This is a genomic window from Nocardia brasiliensis NBRC 14402, from assembly GCF_000308475.2.
Lineage (GTDB): Bacteria > Actinomycetota > Actinomycetes > Mycobacteriales > Mycobacteriaceae > Nocardia > Nocardia brasiliensis.
This window is the reverse complement of sequence record NZ_BAFT02000029.1, coordinates 14,358-32,754: the sequence shown is the minus strand read 5'-3', so window position 1 is coordinate 32,754 and position 18,397 is coordinate 14,358. Positions and strand designations below refer to the sequence as shown.

At 62.8% G+C, this 18,397-nt stretch carries 13 protein-coding genes and 1 pseudogene; 10 read left to right on the top strand and 4 right to left on the bottom strand.

Features of this window, described 5'->3' with window-relative positions; genetic code table 11:
* Positions 1-711: 711 nt before the first annotated feature.
* Positions 712-909, bottom strand: coding sequence for a hypothetical protein (locus tag TY25_RS42500; RefSeq protein ID WP_156055065.1), 198 nt, complete (start codon positions 907-909; stop codon positions 712-714).
* Positions 910-1,279: 370 nt separating this feature from the next.
* Here TY25_RS42500 and TY25_RS44860 point away from each other — a divergent pair.
* The 4 genes and pseudogenes from TY25_RS44860 to TY25_RS08285 all read left to right on the top strand — a co-directional run.
* A pseudogene (locus tag TY25_RS44860) lies at positions 1,280-3,784 on the top strand (toxin glutamine deamidase domain-containing protein); the annotation flags it as partial.
* The gene (locus TY25_RS44855) at positions 3,681-4,418 is read left to right on the top strand and encodes an SUKH-4 family immunity protein (protein ID WP_500797168.1); all 738 of its coding nucleotides are present in this window, start codon (positions 3,681-3,683) and stop codon (positions 4,416-4,418) included. The pseudogene TY25_RS44860 and the gene TY25_RS44855, both read left to right, overlap by 104 nt.
* Positions 4,419-7,487: 3,069 nt before the next feature.
* Entirely contained in the window at positions 7,488-8,648 is a 1,161-nt protein-coding gene (locus TY25_RS42490) for a DUF6301 family protein (protein ID WP_146154052.1), read from the top strand.
* 44 nt (positions 8,649-8,692) lie between these two features.
* Positions 8,693-8,992, top strand: coding sequence for a hypothetical protein (locus TY25_RS08285; RefSeq protein ID WP_042255335.1), 300 nt, complete (start codon positions 8,693-8,695; stop codon positions 8,990-8,992).
* Between the two features lie 55 nt (positions 8,993-9,047).
* Here the strand turns inward: TY25_RS08285 and TY25_RS08280 are convergent, their stop codons facing one another.
* Both TY25_RS08280 and TY25_RS08275 read right to left on the bottom strand, forming a co-directional pair.
* Positions 9,048-10,181, bottom strand: coding sequence for a hypothetical protein (locus TY25_RS08280; RefSeq protein ID WP_156055061.1), 1,134 nt, complete (start codon positions 10,179-10,181; stop codon positions 9,048-9,050).
* 173 nt (positions 10,182-10,354) lie between these two features.
* The gene (locus TY25_RS08275; protein ID WP_081868753.1) at positions 10,355-10,846 is read right to left on the bottom strand and encodes a DUF4254 domain-containing protein; all 492 of its coding nucleotides are present in this window, start codon (positions 10,844-10,846) and stop codon (positions 10,355-10,357) included.
* 311 nt (positions 10,847-11,157) lie between these two features.
* On the opposite strand from TY25_RS08275, the gene TY25_RS08270 reads away from it, so the two are divergent.
* The 5 genes from TY25_RS08270 (at position 11,158) to TY25_RS08255 (ending at position 15,452) form a co-directional block, all read left to right on the top strand.
* Complete coding sequence (locus TY25_RS08270) at positions 11,158-12,048, top strand: helix-turn-helix domain-containing protein (RefSeq protein ID WP_042255333.1); 891 nt, start codon at positions 11,158-11,160, stop codon at positions 12,046-12,048.
* Positions 12,049-12,278: 230 nt separating this feature from the next.
* Positions 12,279-12,863, top strand: a complete 585-nt coding sequence (locus tag TY25_RS41530; RefSeq protein ID WP_081868752.1) for a DUF3558 domain-containing protein — start codon at positions 12,279-12,281, stop codon at positions 12,861-12,863.
* A gap of 35 nt (positions 12,864-12,898) precedes the next feature.
* The gene (locus TY25_RS08265; RefSeq protein WP_042255332.1) at positions 12,899-13,378 is read left to right on the top strand and encodes a hypothetical protein; all 480 of its coding nucleotides are present in this window, start codon (positions 12,899-12,901) and stop codon (positions 13,376-13,378) included.
* Positions 13,375-14,595, top strand: coding sequence for a WXG100 family type VII secretion target (locus TY25_RS08260; protein WP_042255331.1), 1,221 nt, complete (start codon positions 13,375-13,377; stop codon positions 14,593-14,595). The genes TY25_RS08265 and TY25_RS08260 overlap by 4 nt, the downstream gene beginning before the upstream one ends.
* 83 nt (positions 14,596-14,678) lie before the next feature.
* Complete coding sequence (locus TY25_RS08255; RefSeq protein WP_042255330.1) at positions 14,679-15,452, top strand: ESX secretion-associated protein EspG; 774 nt, start codon at positions 14,679-14,681, stop codon at positions 15,450-15,452.
* Between the two features lie 5 nt (positions 15,453-15,457).
* Here the strand turns inward: TY25_RS08255 and TY25_RS08250 are convergent, their stop codons facing one another.
* On the bottom strand, positions 15,458-16,504 hold the full coding sequence (locus TY25_RS08250; RefSeq protein WP_042255329.1) for a DMT family transporter: 1,047 nt from the start codon (positions 16,502-16,504) through the stop codon (positions 15,458-15,460).
* 721 nt (positions 16,505-17,225) lie between these two features.
* Between TY25_RS08250 and TY25_RS08245 the strand changes: the two genes are divergently transcribed.
* Complete coding sequence (locus tag TY25_RS08245) at positions 17,226-18,395, top strand: helix-turn-helix domain-containing protein (RefSeq protein ID WP_042255328.1); 1,170 nt, start codon at positions 17,226-17,228, stop codon at positions 18,393-18,395.
* Positions 18,396-18,397 lie beyond the last annotated feature (2 nt).

Here is an 18,397-nt window from a genome sequence, read left to right as displayed (position 1 = left end):
CACCCTCGACAGCATCACTTCTTCTGCGGCCCAGGGTGTTCCGGCCGGTGTCCACGCGGCCGGCAATCACCACTCCGATACCGATGCACCCACGCCCGATCCGAGTATCGAAGATCTGGGCAACACTCCGCCTGCCCCGAGCACGCAGCAACCCGAAGGCACTCAGCCCGCAGCACAAGCTGAACGGAGCGAAACGCAGAGCGCTCCTGCGCCGGACAGCACAACGCCTGCGTCCGCCGACACCACGTCTCCGGCGAACCTCCCCGATACGAATCAGGTACCCGCGCCAGACCACAACGAATCCACGAATCCGGCGTCGAATACAGCGCCGTCCGAAAATGCTGGTACCCGAACCGATCCGGCCACACCAGCCACCCCGGTGGCAGACGCGCCCACGGAATCGGCGACGAGCAACCCGCTGTCGCAAAACCCGTCCGTCACCGACGGGGTCGCACCCGCCCAATCCGGCATCGCCACGGACAACCCGGTCAGTCAACAGGATTCGAGTCCATCCACGCCGAGTACTGGTGCTGGTCCCGATACTGCCGCCTCAGGGATTTCGAGCGTCGCAGACTCGCCGCAAGCATCGGTGCCGACGACCGAGGAGCCAGTATCAACGCAGCATTCCGCCGATACGACACCCGATTCGCCTGCCGGGCAACAGGTCTCAGCTCATAGTCCCCAACCGGCGCCGGCCGACTCGCTTGCAGGTCAACCGACGCAGGCGACCACTTCGCCGACGGACAATGGTCCAGCGCCGACGACACCCGGGACATCTCCGGATCGATTCGAATCGTCGACGACGGCTCTGCCGCTGCCGGACACGGCCGCTTCTGCGCCGCACCAGGCCGAAAGTTCGGCCAACGCCACTGCTCCCGTCTCGACCACCACCGCGTCAGCTCCGACCATCAGCCCACCGTCGACCCATGCGCCCGCTGCCGACTCCGGACCTCGCGCGACCGTGCCCACGGCCGAGGCAGCGACGCCCGCGCAGTCCGCGAATCCGGCACAGGCGGCCAATCCGGCACAAACACCGGCGACTTCGACACCGGTGGCGGCTGGTCCAGTGCCAGGACCTCGTGCTGTCACGCCACCCCTTGCTCCTCTCGGCTCCACCAGCGCTGGGCCGGCGAACCTGGCTTCGGATCCCGCGCGCGGTCCCAGCACAACGCAGGCACCGCTGTCCGCCGAGCCGACTCGTCCGTCGGAACCCGCTCGTCCGTCGGATCCCGCTCGTCCTCAGCCGAACCCTGCGCCGGACTCAGCACGCACGACACCGATGAGCCCGACCACAGCGGATCCGACCCGTGCGGTGCCGAGCAGTCCCACCGCTACTCCGAGCACCCAACGTCCGCCTGCGGTCGAGCAGACTCGAACAGATGCTGCCGAAGCATCAATGCGTTCGGACGGGTGGGACCGTGACGATTCCGATCCGTCCGATCGCACCCCGCCCACGGACCCCACGCCAGACGATCCCGCAGCCGATGGTCTTTCCCATTCCGGCGGCGCGGTCCGGCCACGCGACGATTACGCCGCCTTCGAATGGGCCGAAGAAGCCTACGACCAGTTCCGCACGGGCGACAACGACATCGACGACATCGCCCAGCACCTAGCGGACCAGCCGCGCGCGGACGGTTCCACTTTCACCCGCTCCGAGATCGACCAGATCAAGAACCACCTGTTCCGCACGGAACACCCCATCCGCGACTACGACGACAACATCGTGCACCGCAGGTTCGACGCCGATCCCGGCATTGCCGAGGCCTGGATCCGGCTGCGCTCGGGCAGGCCACTACCTGCCGATATGGTGTTGCTCGAGCACGAACTCGCCGAGTCCACCTACTTGAACGCACATCCGGGATCGACGTATCAGGATGCGCACGCGCACGCCAACGTCGACCACAACTGGTCCACCGACATCCCGCCGCGTACCGGCGAGCGATACGACACCCTCTGGGGAGCAGAAGATGGCACTGCTGATCTACTTCAACCAGATCAGGGACGACCCTACCGAGGTGGAGTACCGATTCGGGGAGACGAGGGACAACCTCGATCGGAGCCTGATCATCGACAAGACGGACAACACCGTCCGGACGGCCCAACCGGAGGACGGGATTTTCCGCTCCGCCGCGGGGCAGATTCTGATCAGAGCCAAACGCGAGAAGACCTGGCCGCCGAACGGCGTGATCGCCTCGTAGATCCGTCCGCGACCACCCTCGCGACGCCGACCGACACCGGATCGACTTCCGCTCCGCGCCCAGCGCATTCGACGGCGCCGGTTGACGCCACCCAGAGTGCGCCGAGTACCGCTCTCACGCAACCACATTCGACGTCGAATCGAAGCGTGCCGTACCACACCGAACCCAGTGTCTCGGCATTACCGCCCGGCTATAGCCATCTCGACCCCGACTTCCACCAACGACAGGCGCGGCTGCCCGACTGGTGGCCGCGCGAGGGGGCACCGACCAGTACCCCACAACCGAGTGAAACTCGGGCACAGCGTGATTCCGAGCCGGGAACCCATCCCGACCAACCTCGCCGCAATCCCAGCCCCGTCATCGACAACTTCATCGCCCGCGCCCCGGAGTCCCTGCCACCGTCCCGCCAACCCGGTCGCGAAACCCCACCGAACCAGTCACCGGCGCAGGCTCACCGCCCACCGAATCCTGCCTGGACTCACCAGGATCAGGTCCGCGCAGCCCGCGAGTTCTTCCGCAACCAACGGCCCGACTCCGACCGAGTCACCGAGGTAAATCCCGCACGCCATCCGTTCTCCCCCAACGCGCCGTCATTCGATGTGCGGCGCTACGCCGACCGCGGCATCAGCGTGATCAGCGTCCGGGTGCATCTCACCCCCGGCCCCTACGCCTCGCCGTGGGAGATCCGGAACCTGATGGAGTCGGCACAACGCGCGACCGACCAAGCCTTCAACACCGCACCACGTCTGCTCAACGGCGACCGCCTACTCGTCGACCTCGTCTTCACCACAGACGCTTCGACCGCCCACCTCCAGGCGAACGTCACCCAAGCCCCCGGCGACCTCAGCAACTGGTCGGTCCACGCCCGCCCAGAAACCTTGGCCAACAACATCCGTCAACAATTGGGCCTGCTCTCGAACGAGCCCGGCACCCACCCCGGACTCACCGCGACAGACCTGCGCCAAATCAGCAACGACATCGCCGCGGCACATACCCCGAGCAGCTTCACCGACCTCCCCGGCACCCGAGTGATCGACCATCATCGGCTGCGCGACCTGGAAAATGATGCCTACCAGGCAGCGGTCGAAGACGCGCTACGCGACGGTGACCGCTTCATACGAGGGGCAGACCCTCGAACACATCCATACGGTCAGTTGATCAACGATGGTGGGCCGACCCGCCCGGGCCGCGGCAACAATTGCCTCGATAACGCACTGGCGGCACTGTCCTCATTCTTCGGTCGCCCACAGGTCGCATTGCCACGCTGGCTGGATCGACTTCCCAATGGCGCCGTAGACATCCGCAGCGGCGAGCGCGGCGGCTTGGAGCGTGCCGCGAACTGGCTGGGCAGCGGCCTTACCGGCTACAACAACCGAGGGCTGACAGTCTCCGAACAGTTCGACTCGGTACACAACTGGATCGCCCATCTCGGTCCAGGCTCAGCAGCTCTCGTCGTCAACGAATGGGCTGCTCGTGATCGGAATGGGGAACTCCGATACGACCAAAACGGAGACCCGATCACTGCCGGGTCTCATGCCACAGTCATTGTTTACCCGCCAGGCGCAGCCGGACCGCTGTGGTGGTGCCCGCAATCCGGCGCTATCTCCGACCACCCGCCAGCATGGATGGTCGACGATTCGTCCGGAGTTTGGTTTACCCCGATCCCACCCGACCGAGGAGCGCGCAATGCCGGAGCTGTTTCCAACCAGCGACCAAGTGGAGCAATACCTGGCACAGATCTTCGGCCCAGAGCGGGAACACCAGCTGTTCCAGTTCGAGAACGGCTGGGTGGCGCTTCCGATCCTGACCGACGAGGAGATAACGGCGGGACAAGGACTCGGGCTGACGAAACTAGTGATCGATTCCGAGACCGGAGTAGTAATCGAGTACCCGAGCTGGTCGGTCAGGATGGTGATGGACAACTACATCGAGGCGAAGCGGACCGGTCGACCGCCGATGGGCGGGCAAGTCTATCCACCCCAGTGGGAAGTGACCTTCGAACGAACACGGGAAGACCAGACCGAACTGGAGTACCTGGTCCAAGCATCATCTACGACAGAACCACCCACCCATCACCAACTGATCATCGACAAGCAGACACTCCGTTCACGAACGAACACCCCAGCGATCCATCCCGCGTGCGCACAGACGACAGCCTGGGCCCACGCGAACCGGAATCCGGACGGTACGTGGCCCCAACGAGGGACGTTCACCTTCTGAATTCAGCGCACAACACTGATCAACCGATAGCCCCGAGCCTCGCCTCCGACGCGCCTCCGGACGACCCTGGAAGCAGGCGGGATCGCTCAGGTCGATCTATAGACACCGGCGGCCGCCAGTACCCGCCATACATCGACCCCACTGCACACAACCGCCCGGACACACCTCACGTCGAACGGGCTGACGACCCGAACGCGGCGAGCCGCTTCGCCGAAGAACATCGGATCGCCCACCCGACACCGGACGACCGGCCTGCACCGCGTGAAACTCCCACCGTCTCGGATCCTGAGGCTTTGAGACGAGGCGAGGAAGCATTCCGGCACGCCAACCCACACACCCGAAACGAGCGGCCTCCGGAGCACCCCATTCCCAAGACGGTTGACCCCGAATCGTCCAAGCGGGGCGAAGAGGCATTCCGGCACGCCGACCCCCACACCCGAAACGACCGACCCCTCGAACATCCCGTTCCCGCAAGCGAAAACTCTCGTTCAGCCGCACTATTCGAGGAGCAACTTCGGATAACTAACCTGGGGCAGGATACTCGTCCACAGCATTCAGCTGAGGAACGATCGCCCGATCAGCCGGTCGACACCGCCCATCACCAAGCGATTACTGACAAGCAGATTCCCATCAGAGAGATCATTGACCAGATCCGCAGCCGGATTGCAGATGAGGCGACGAAGTTTTCAATCAATTACAGCGACCGTGAACTGCAAAAACTGGTTGAGCAAGGACGTCAGCTCGGCCTTAGCGATCGGAGCATCGCCGATCTGATACAGACTGGATCGCGAATCGCAAAGCCTCTCGCCGCAGAGACTCTCGCACGCCAGATGGAAAACTGGGCGAATATTGTTGCCGAGCGTGGATACCCGTTCAGGTTCGAAAGCGCAGAGCACTTCAATGCTTTCGCTAGAGACTTCCGTGATGCCCTGGACCGCGCAGGACTGAGTGACTTCGCCCCATTCATTCAAGGGTCCGCACTACGCAGACCCGATGCTAACGATGTCGATTTTGCGATAATTATCGACCGCGACCGATTCCATGACATATTAGCTAACCGCTTCGACGGCCGTGTCGCCCTTAGACCCACGGAAACTTCGTCCGGCGTGCCATTGAGCTTGAAAGGACTGTCACGTTCCGAGATATGGGACCTCGCCCAACATATCGATGCCAATCGCGACGCATACAATGGCCAGGCGAAAACCTTCTCAAACGCGGTCCTCAAGGGTGTAATCAGATCGACCTCAGATATATCCAAGCCGCTGAAAGCAGCCGGAAAGGAACTTCAGGCGAAATATCCAGAACTCAATATCGAAGACATCTCACTTATTGTACCGGACAGCGCATTCGATTCGAGCCCCGAGCTACCGATAATAGAGACAACCGACAGAGATCAGACACAGGCTATTGTTGATCGGCTGAACGAAGCTCGCGAACAGGAAGCGCGGCGCCAGGTCCAGGATCTGTACCGTATCCCGGGGGAGCCTGACAGCACTGCGGCCCCAATACCTCCCGAGCGCAAAGACCTACCACCGGCCCGCGGCATCGGGCCAGTCGCGGACCGTATAACCGAACTCGCCCAAGAAGTCTCAGAACAGCGCGCCCGAGTCCTGGAAGGATTAGACCCCGATCAGCGCGAAATCGCGGAGTTGGCCGCCGAGCTAGCCGGCAACCATATATCGGACAGCGAGGCGCTGATCGAGCACGCACGCAGCAAAGAGGCAATCGACCGAGCTTGGAGGGCCCTCGAATCCGGGGCACCGCTATCCGAAGCAAGTAGAGATCTTGCTACCGCGAGAGAATATCTCTTCGCAGGTCGACAGTTCGAGCTCGACCAGAGACTGGCAGCATTAGCCGAATTGAACCTGGGCGAAACGGAAATAATTGCCGACCAGATCGTGCGCTTAAATATCGCCGAACAGAACATAACCTCAGTCGCACAGCTAGAAGTTGCCGAACGCCTACTCACCGAGAGCTCGGTCCAGATAATACACGAAGGTCGCGAAACATACCCCCAAGGTCGAGCCAAATTCATCGAGCATCAAATCAATCTCGCGAATGAAATCGGCGTCATCACAGCACAGGGCAGGAATCCCGATCTGGTTGTAGTGTTGCAGAATTTCGATGCCGTGGAACGAGTTGTGCGGTACGAACAGGAAGTAGAATCTCGCACAATTCGTGAATTAGCCCTGCATCCCACCCATGAACAGCTCGTGACCCGAGCACTAAACCTTGAGCGTAACGACGCTCTTCAAAACGTCAGAACCGTGCTTCGGGATGAATTCACACGGCAAGCGACCGAAAAGGTCCTGGAAGCACGCGAATCGACCAGGAGGGCAGATGTTCAGCCCTTCGCGCAGATCCAGGAACAGATACGGCAGGTCGAACATGCCATTACGAACCACCAAGAACCAGATCCCATACAAGTCCGCGAAACGCACATGCAGATTCAACGCAGCCTAGAAGCCGAACGCGCGATCGACGCGGTTACGATCGAGCATCTCGGATTCAGCCCTGAGCAGGTAGCGATCACGACTCAAATACTGGAATCCGAGCGTGATCGACTGTATGGACATTCCCTTGACGTCATACATCGAGAGCAGGCTCGACGCAATCACAATGAGCTTACTAAGCAAACCAGGGTGCTAGAACTCAATGTAGACCGAATGCAGACCATCGATCACAATGTTTACGCATTGGTCAGAACGAGTGAGCCCATTGGCCGAGATATCGAAAGGGGTATCCTGATCTACGAATCAGGACCTGAGCGGATAGAAATTCCGTACGACTCACAGGCACGTCGTTATGCAGAAGCGGCCAAGCAAATCGAGCGTGGTTTCCCTAGCGAGGTTGTCGCACAGCGATTCCTCGCGGAGCTCGGTCAGGCGCGCGAGGCGCGCGAAGCTGTCCGAGAGGCACCAGCAAAAACTCCGGAAGTGACACGAGCACGCGAGAGTCAGGTGCTCGAGCGCGAACGGGAACGGGAACGGTGACTACAGAAAGCCGCAGCGACAAAAGCAATACCAACACTGCCCCGAGCATGCCCAGCCGGACCGGGATGGATGTGACGTGAAGTTCTTGAAGAATCAACTCAAGCTTACGCTCTGCGGGTTTCTAGACGAATCAAATTTAGATGAACTGAGGCAGTCAATAGGGCTGAATGCATCTGGAAAAGCCACAGATCCGATTGGCACCGAGTTGGGGCGCCGCACTGAGCAGCACTCTAAATATTCAACGATCACCGCTATGGTTCTGACTTTGGTACGCACAAGGTCCGACGAATACACCGTCACGCTGGATGCAATACCGGGCACCGATTGCAGCCAGTGGCGGCGTCTTATCGAATCGAGCTGCTGCTCACTAGGGTTCACTTTCCAAGTACAACAGGTTTCCGCCATCGAGACTGACCCAAGTGCGAGAAAATCAGCATGGGCCAGAAGCTCGCAATTTGCTCCTACAACGGCTGAAGAATCCGACGTATACCGGCCAACGATTGAACCGAAGCCAGCTCTCGATCCCAATATTTACGTGGTTCCCAGCCTGCGACAGCTGGGGCCCACCGATATCATCGATCCGATAAAGCGACAGCGGGCAGATCAAGTGGTTAATCGCTACCTCCGAAGCGAACTTGCAACGCCGATGAACCGCGCGAATCTGGCAGGTATCTTGATCGACCCGCTACCACTAGCCCCGCTACCCATTCCACCAAACCGGCAATCGGTATTAAATGCCGATGATATTGTTACCTTAGCGCGCGGACTTCGGAACATGATTTGGTCATGGCGGATGGACGACCTGCTCGGACTGGGCGAGCCAACAATGTTCTGGACATTGGAAAGCGCGGTACCTGGCCAGCTGAGCTTCGACATCGGCGCTGTTCCAGGCTACGGCTATATCCGTGGGCGCGGAAACGATGCCGAACTCATCGACATCCCGGTGGCAACCTTGGACGCACCCAGCAACGAGTACTCCGAACTGAATGATGCTTTCGATCGCATAGCAACCGCTCTCAGTGCAGCCTACGGGGAGCCAACCAGCCAGGCCGAGGGTCCGTCCCGGTGGATACAATGGGACGGAGTCGAGAACACACTGATGCTTGAATTTCACCCTCCTTCGGTACGCATGGCCGTGCGGCTGAATCGTGATGTCAGAATCATCTACGGTGAGGACGAAGCAAGGCGCCGCGCGAACGGTAGTCGCGAAGGTGAGATACGAGGAGACACACGTTGAGAACGTCATTCCACGGGAGCCTCGAAACGAGTGATCCTGAGATCGTGGAGCAGGTGCTGCGGGCATGGCTGTCAACTGACACCCTGCGGATGCGACCTCGCCGCGGCTGGGAGACGTATTACGAAGCCGACGGCTTCGAGCTTCTCTGTTACGAAGCGGAATCGCCGAGTTCTCCTGACTACTTCCTACTCGAGGGCCACATCGACGGCTCGGTCGAGGCAGCGGTGCATCGATTGCATCAGCTTGTCGAACAATGCCGGCAGGCCAACATCGGTTTCGCCATCGACTACGAAGAAGTCGATGATGACGGCAACCCGGTGAGCGCAGAGAAGACCATCAGTTGATGAAGCAGTAGTTGTCTTGCACCACAGGCGCACCGCCGCGCCGGAGTGCAACCACCTAGGGCACCGAGCGGAGGACCACGGGAACTATCTGGCTGGTTTGGGCGCAGGCGTCGAAGGGGAAGGGTGGGCTGGCGGGGGCGATGTTCATCGATACGTGGATGAGGTGGGCGTTGTTGGCGGTGGGCGGGTCGGCGCGCCGGTAGTTGAGGGTGATTGCGCAGCTGGTGTTTTGGCGGGTGGGGTCGGTGGATTGGACGGTGCGCAGTTCGGTGCCGGTGAGACCCTCGAGGGTGAGGTGGCGGCCGTACTGGATGGATTGGCCGCCGTCGACACCGGACGGAAGCCGTAGTACTTCGCCGGTTTTCACCATCTGCTCGTTGTTTCGTTCGAACGAGACCTCGACGGTCACGCGGTGCGAACCGCCCGGCTGGACGATGGTGATCGCACACTTGTAGGCCTTGCTCCAGCCGACCGAGGTCATTTTCCAGCCGAGGAACTGCGCGCTGATCTGGGGTTCGGCGGCGCACGGATCACGTTGCGCCAGTGACCTTCCGGTCGGTTCGGCGATGGGATGGGGTGGGAGGGCGAGGAGGCCGTCGAGGGTGGCGGCGAGATACCCCTTGGTGAACTGGCAGGGTTGCGACCACGGGACGGGTGTCTTTTTCGGGCCGGTGACCTTGGCGACGGCTACCGTGTGCGCGAAACCGGTGTCGTCGGCCGGGATTCGGTAGTCGCAGCGGTACGCGTCGGGCCTGCTGTCGTCGCTGACCGCGCTGCGGTAGACGGTGCGGCCGTTGATCAGCTCGGGCTTGTCCAGCGCCTGCTTGTCGGCGGTGTACAACTTGTCGAGTTCAACGTTGAAGTAGTAGATCGCGTCCGGATCGTCGGCCGCGGCGATGGACATGCCACAGCCGGTCCAACTGCCACCGCGCTCCCAACCGGGAGCACGGTCGAAATTCTGGAATGTGCCGAGGCGTTGGGCGATATCGCGATTCAACAGCGTGCACGCGTCGGTGGCCCGTATTCGCGCCATGAGATCGCCGGTACCTGGTGCGATAGCGGCTAATTCGGCCGAGCCGGGAATACCCGACGAGGCCTTCGCGGCTTTCGGAGCGCTGACTTCGACGCTGGTTTGTACGGTGTCTCCCGTGGTGATGGTGCCGCAGCCGCACAGCGTGATGACAACCATGCCTATCACCGCCACGGTCGACCATTGCCGTCTGCCGCCCACGATCACCGGCAACTCCCTCGGCTTATCGAACGATCTCCGGCAGGTTAACCGACCGGAAGACGCCGCTCTATCGGTTCACGAATACCCGAGACTGCCAACCCGAATCGTTACCGTGCGAATACAATTCATGATCAGGATCCGCTCGGCAGGCGACGCCGGCCCGTCGCGAGTTCGGCGACGAGATCTTCGTAGCCGACCGCCAACTCGGCCAGCCGCTCCCAGGCGAACCAGATGTCCCAGTCGGATTCGGCGGCCAGCGCGGCTTCGGCGCAGGCGGTGAGCCGGGCCAGCCGGTCGAGTACGGCGCCGATCGTCTCGGTGTGCAGGTAGGCGCCGCCGTGCGCGACCGGTAGCCGCGGCGCGACCCACCGGTCGATGGCGCGGACCTGCTGAGCACGGTATTCATCGATCTCCCCGGTGATTCGGCGTGCCAAGATCAATCTACGCCGATGTAGCGCGGTCAACTCACCGGCGGCGCGCAGCAACGGATGGCCGGTGCTCGCGGAATCCCGACAAGCTTGCAGCACTTCACTTCTCGTGGGCAGCGGGTCATTCCCCAGTTGGCTCCCCAGTTGCGCGCTCGGGCCGTCGGTTGCCGCGATGGCGTCCCGCAGCCCGCTCACCGCACTGTCCTCGCCGCTACGCAGGCACAACGAAGGCCGGCCCGCGCCGGGTCGTACAAGGTCAACGTCAACTCCCCCGATCGGTCGCTTGGTGCGCCCGGTCGGTGTGGACCTGGACCCGTTGTCGCCGATAAGGTTTCAGGACTTCGATGACACGGACCGGGGCGCGCGTTCAGTAGAGCACCGGGGATTGATCGGCGGGAACGTCTCGACAGCGAGGCGCGGAGAAAATTCACAGGGTTCCAGGATTCCCGTCCTAGAGGTTCCAGTTGCAACCTGGCCAATAGTGAGCCTTACGAAAGGGAACTGCCGTGACCCCCACCGGATCCACCCTGTCCCGCCGCATTCTGGCCCGCCAATTACGCGAGCTTCGCGAAAAAGCAGGCGTCACCGCCGAATACGCCCGGACGTCGATCGGTGTCGCGAAACAAACACTCTGGCGGATGGAGACCGGGCAGCCGGTGCGGTTGAATCCATTGTTCATCGAGCGACTGTGCCAGGTGTACGGGGCGGACGAAGACGTCACCGGGATGCTGCTCGAGCTCACCGGGGAAACCCGGCGCACCGAATGGTGGCATGCTTACGGCGACGCCGTCCCGAAGCATTTCGGCACGTTCCTCGGCCTGGAAGAGGCGGCGACGCGGACCATTTCCTACCACGCGACATTGATCCCCGGACTGCTACAAACCGCGGACTACCACCGCGCGCTGCTCGAGGCGAGTTCGCCCGGCCTGACCGAAGAGGCGGTCGAACAACAGATCGAACTGCTCGGCCGCCGGAAGTTCCGGCTGAGCAACCCCGCCGACCCGTTGCGCGTCGAGGCGATCGTCGACGAATGCAGCCTGCGGCGCCCGATCGGCGGCCGGACCGTGATGTCGGCTCAGCTGCGGCACCTCGCACGGGCCGGACACCTACGCAACGTCTCGATCCGGGTGATCCCGCTCGACACCGCCTACGGCGGACTGGCCGTCGGCCCCTTCATGATCCTCGAATTCCCCAGCCACCCAACGACGCAGCTCACCGAACCGCCGATCGTCTACCTGCACGGGCACCTCGACGCCCAGTACCTCGAAGAAGCCGACGATGTGCGGCGATACCAGCAGATCTACGACGGTCTGCGGCGAGCCGCGCTCGACGAAACGCGCAGCCGGGCCCTCATCAAATCGATCGTGAAATCGATCGTGGCGGAGTATGCGACCTGAAAGTTGCCCCGGCTGCGAGCTGAGCAGGAGTACCGGAGCCGCACAACCGTGACAATCCGGACTCCTGCTGCTCACCGCCTCGGGAGCGGGTGCCAAAAGGCTGCCGACCTGCGCTGGGACGCTTGCACGCAGGTAGACGCAGTGGGTAGCGTCAGGGAGAGCTGACAGGGGGCGGAAAAGCCGGTCCGACCCCGCGCGATCCGAATCGGCACCGGCGGGCGAAGGATCTGATGACGCGCAGGTCGAAGTCTTGGAGGGTGGGGGTCCTCGTGCTGGGTGCGGTGTTCGTGGTGGGGGGATGTGGGCCCTCGGAGGGCGACGGCGCCCCCGATACGTCCCGGAAGGGTGAGAGCACTTCCAGTTCGAAACCTGGCCTCGCTGCCGACGTACCGAGTGGCTACGACCCTTGCAATGACATCCCTCAGAGTGTTCTGGATTCAGAGCAGCTTCGCAGCAAAGACAAGGAAGATTCAAACGCAGCGGGCGGCGTAAAATGGCGGGGCTGTGCCTGGATACAGACAGACGGCTACTCACCGACGATACGAACCACGAACATAACCGTTGACATGGTGCGCGACAAGCAGTTTCAAGATGCCGTTGAGTTCACGGTCAATGGGCGACGCGCGATCTCTACTCGCCAAAATAGTGACCATCCGGAAGCTGTGTGCACAGTGAATGTGGAGATGAAAGGCGGCAGCCTGGAAGTCTTCCTCAGCAATCCGCCGTCCCGAAAAAAGACGGGGGCACTCGATACCTGCCAACTCGCCCGCACGCTGACCGAGAAGGTAGTACCGACTATGCCCGCGAGCGTGTGACTACATACCGATCAGATTCGCAGGGAGGTTGGTAGATGAGCGACAGCAGCATCGAAGTGCCACGGCCGATGTCCAACATTCTGACTGAGGCACGCGAAGGGCGCTTGGCGATCGAACTTAAGGCCGAGGATTTTGTCTATATTGACCGCGACTGCGAATACTTCAAAGATGCTATACAGAAGATCCAACGAACCATGGATTTGGTAGCAAATCAAGACCATTGGGGCCTCGGCGAGGCTAACGACCTCATGGTGTCTGCGAGCACTCTGGTCGGACGGTTCAAAGGAAAGGCCAACGGCGCGAAGGACGGCAACAGCGTCTACGCGGTCATGGACCAGCATTACAAAATCGTCGAGGACATCCAGGAAGTCCACCGGGTGGTCCGAGAGCGAATGATGCAGGCGGACAGCGCATTCGCACAGGAGTTCACTCATTTGAACGAAACCCTGCCGCAACGTCCACCGGCGCAGCTCCCCGCCGGCCCATACCTCCTTCCTGACGGGACCGGTCGATGAGCGGATACGAGCCGACACAGATTCCCGGCGGCGGGGAGCACACGGACAGTTGGGATCATCCGGAGATCAAGGACGCTTTCGAGCCGTTGGATACCACGAGCGCGATCGAACAAGCCGAAAAGTACTGGCAGGTGCATCAACTGTGGGAGCAGGGCGTCGAGACCTTTGCGCGCTCGATCCAGGCGTCCATTGCACAAGCATGGTCCGGCCCCGCGGCGGAAAAATCGAAGGAATCGATAGCGAACTACACCAGTGATGCGCAGACGCTGACTCCTGCTTTGGCTGAACTGCACACCCGGGTTCGCGACGCTGCAACGGCGATCGTGAACACCAAGAAGGCGATTCCGGATCCGGTGATCATCACTTGGACCTCATGGGGTTGGCCTCCGCGCCGGTGGGATCTGCAGCGGGAGCAGTCCGAGGAGACCCAAAAGGCCCGGGAGGCAATGGATCAGCACTATGTGAAGCCGTTCAGTCAAATGGACGGCAAGATCCCTGTGCTTCCCACCCCCACCAGCCCAACGAAGGCAATCGACATCCCGGCCCCTCCCCCCGGCGGCTACAACGCCGAGAACACGAGCAGCGGGCAACCGTCGCAGTCCAGAACTCCTGGTACTGATCCTGGTTCGACGAACTCCGCGGTTCCTGGCGATACGAACGGTGACGGGAAGCCCGACGAGCCGGGAACTACCGAGCAGCAGACCGATCCGACGAAGACCGGGGAGCAGACGAACCCGGCTTCGACCACTTCCCCGAGCAGCACGCAGACGCCGTCGAGCACCGCCCCGACAACGCAAAGCCCGAGCACCACCACGGACCCGGCGAAGACCGTCCCGACGAGCACCGGCACGCCGTACACCCCCGGCACACCCGGCACACCCGGTACTCCCGGCACCCCGCGCACCTCGGTCAGCCCCGGCTCCCCCGGCTCCCCGAGCACCACACCCCAACCAGGCCGCAGCATCCCCGGCACCGGTATCCCCACCGCCCCCGGCACCTCGCCCACCCCGGCCGCTGCGGCAGCGACCGCAGCGCGCGGCGCGGCAGGCACGTCCGGCATGGGCGTGCCGGGAGCGGGTGCTCGCGGCAAATCCGAGGACGACGAGGAACACAAGATCCCGGACTATCTGATCACGCAGGAGAACACCGACGAACTACTCGGCGAGTTCCCGAAGACGGTGCCCGGCGGCGTGATCGGCGGCGATATCCCCACCTGACATACGTCGCACGAGGGTGGTTGCGGCCCGCGCGGGCTTTCCCGCGGGCTAGATCGAGCCAGGTGAAGGAGACCGGAGCAGGAATGGCTGAGTGGAGTTGGGAGCCGGACGATTTCGCGTCGCTCTGGTACTCCGAGGCGCATGACCGGTTGCCCAGCCCGCTGCGCTACACCAGCCGGTTCGCCCTGCGGGACGAGTTCGCGGCGCACCGGCGCGCGGTCCGCGAGCGCTACTCGGCCGACGAACTGGAGGAGATCCAGCTGGCGTTGCACACACTGAGTAGTTCGGAGCTGCGGATCGAAATCCTCGGTGGCACAAGCAGACACAAGAACAGCACCGGGCCGGGGGATTTCCGGGAGTATCGGATCATCGGCGCGCGTAACCCGTATCGCGCGGTCACGTTGATGCAGGCGGGGACGGAAACCGAGCACGGGCCGATCCGCGTGCGCATGTTCCGTCCGGAGAGCTTGCCCGCCCGGGTGGTTCAGTCGATCCCGTCGTGCGCGCCGGGCAGCGCCGCACCAGCAACGTTTCATCCGGACGATATCGGCCGGCGACGCAACGGCTATTTCGAGGATGTCGCCCGCCAAACCCCGCGGGAGCAGTATCAGCGTCTGCTCGGGCGTCCCGCCGACGGTGGCGGAACCGCCGTCCTGGTCGCCGCGCCCTGGCACACCGGTGCCGAGCCGTGGCAGGTCTTGCAGTGGCACGACATCACCGACGACGGCCGCTACACCGAGACCCGCGGCTCGCACATCGCCGTCCGACCGGCGACCCCGGCGGACCTCACCGCACAGTTCACCACCTGGATCGAGCGGTCCCTCAAACGTTTGGCGGACGCACACGACGCCTGGTAGCAAAATCAGCGCTGTTCCGAATCCGCGCCGGAACCCGGCAACACGGGCCCGACGACACCGGCATACTGCGGCAACTCGTCGTCTCGCAGCGGTTCCGGACCGGTCGGCAAAGCCGTCCACTGCACCGAATCCGGCGGTTCGAGTTCCCGCTGTTCCACTTGGACCGGAACCGACTCGCCGCGTTGCGCGTCGGCGGGTGCGCGCCCGTCGGCGATATTGAGCCCCACCGCGCACAGCACGATCAGCACTCCGCCCGCGATCCCGGCCCAGGTCGGCACCTGACCGAAGAAGACCAACCCGAACAGCAGACCCCACACGCATTCCAGGGTCAGCAGATTGCCGCCCTGCACCGGATCCACGCGTTCGAAGGCGTAGTTCATCAGGAAGACGTTCAGCACGCTGAGCCCGCCCGCAATCCCGATCGCGGTCCACAGCATCGCCGGCGAAACATCCGACGGCAGCCGCGGCAGACCTTCCCATTGGCACAATGAGGTCAATGCGACACCCAGTGCACCGACACCGACGGTCAACGCGGTGATCTCGTAATTGTTCAGGATTCCGCTGTGCCAATCACGGCCCAGATAGCTCAGCGAAATCGCGACCATCGCGACCAAAGCGATCGCGTCGCCTTGTTTGCCGGAGCCCCAGCTCATGCCGAAGCCGGACAGGATCGCGACCCCGATCGCGGACCCGCTGACGAAAAACACCCGGACCGCGGTCACGGGCACTCGGCGCAACAGCAATCCGAGTGCCGCGACCAGCGGTAGTGCGGCGATGAACGAGATGTTGCCGACGGTCGTCATCGTCGCCGCCTTCGCGAACAACGTCGTTCCGAAGACATAGAGCAGGACGGTGCGCACCACGATCACCGACCATTCCCGGGCACCTGCGTGGAGTATCACCCGCCATCGGATCCAGCGGCCGAAAACGACCGCCGCGATCACGAATGCGACACCGGCGCGTAGGTAAACTTGTTGGGCGACAGTGAAACCGGTGTCGAGATACCGCGAGAACACGGTGAGCATGGCGAACGACGCGGTCAGCAAGATCAACGCACCGATACCACGCAGGTCGATAAGTGTTCTGCGTTGTGCGAGCGCGGTGCCGTTGATGCGCTGAGCCTACCCAGCGCGACGCACCGCCAGTTCCGTACTGACGGGTATTTTTCAGGTGTCGCTTACGTCTGAGCAGGCACCTCAGGTTGTCAGGGGACTAGACAGATCCCTCCATGACATGGTGGCTGCGGGCATGCTTTCGATCGGCGGCACAGTGGCACCGACGACCCCGCGCCAGCCAACCTGCCACCACCCACGCCGCGGCCAATACCGTGACGCTCAATGTATTGAGTGCCGCCGCGCAGGCGACAAAGGCCGCCAACGCGGTCACAACGGTCCCAACAGCGGTCAGCACGTGCGCGATCTGCGTGACGAATGACGAGTGCTCATCCTCACCGGCTTGGCACGGGCTCGCCGGGACCCCACCGACGATTCTGATTCTTTTCATGCGCAACAGCGTGCCGCCGCCGCACCGACCAGGCCAGAGACACCGCATCGCTTGCACGTATCGCGCGCAGAACTGCCGGAAAGTGGACGTTGGACCAGCTCAGGGATACCGTCGAAAGCGCGGATGTTGCCGAGGCCAGCGCACGTCCGCTCAGTGCATAGCCAGTCATCTGGAGCAGGGGTGAGCAGTCAGCACAGCATTGCGTGCGGGCGCCGTGTCGTACGCGAATTCGAAGCCGCTGGGTCTTCGACCTGGGAGACGGTCCATGCCGTGCGCGCGCATTGCGGGGTGTCGTTGCTGCGCGCGCATCGCATCGCCTACGGATTCACGCTCGTCGACGTCGCGCAGCAATTGCAGGAACTCGTCAAAATCGAATCACCGTGCCGCGGGTTGTCCCATCAGAGCGTGTCCCGCTGGGAGACCGGGTTGGACATGCCGTCGTATCAGTTCCTCGACGCGCTCTGTCGGCTGTACCGTACCCGGCCGGACCGGCTCGGGTTCGGCCACGACTACACCGACGACGAACCCGAGCGCCGAATCGTGTTGCCCGCGGTGGTTCGAGGCGGTCCGACGGCGTGGGAGATCCTGCGCGCCTTGGAATCCAGCCTCGAGCTCTGCGGGTATCTGGTCTATGTGCTGCCGCCCTCGGAGTACATTCCGGCGCGCATGCGGGATCTGGCGCAGGTCCAGCAGTTGCAGCTGACCGACCACTCGGCCGACATGCACCGGCGGTTGCATCGGATCGAGGCAATTCTGGCCGGGCTCATCGCCTTTCGGATGAACGACGTCGCAGATCTGCACGACACGTTCATGTGGTTCTACAAGGCGCGCCGCGCCGCCCGCTTGGCCGGCGACCGGGAAGTGGAGGCGTGGCTGCACGGACATATGGCGCACACGCACGAGTGTTACCGCCACGCACTGGATCAGGGCTTGGCCATGGCGCGCGCCGCGCAGGCGTCCGGCGGTGCGGGCCCGGATTCGGCTATGGTCTTCGGGTTGCTCGCGGAGGCGGGAATCCAGGCCCGGATCGGCCGGCGCCGGGAGGCGATCGAAGGGGTGCAGGCCGCCGAGCGGATGTTCGCGAACCTGCCGTCTGACGTGAAATCCGATGACAACCTGGGTATTTCGGAATACATCCTGCGCTGGCACCAGTCGCACGCGTTGAGTTCGATCGGCGACTGGCGCGCGGCGGAGGAACTGCGTCAGCGGATGCTCAGCCTGCCGATGGCCGACAAGGATCAGGTCGGGCGCTCGCTGCTCGACCTGGACATGGCGGCGATGCGCACCCGGCAGGGCGATCCGGAGCACGCCCGCGCGCTGATCCGGCAGGTCTGGCAGACACTGCCCGCGGAACTGCGGGTCGGCCAGGTCCGCCGCCACATCTCGCAGCAGATCGTCGCGCTACCCGCGCCGATGCGAAACAATTTGCTGGAGCCATGATT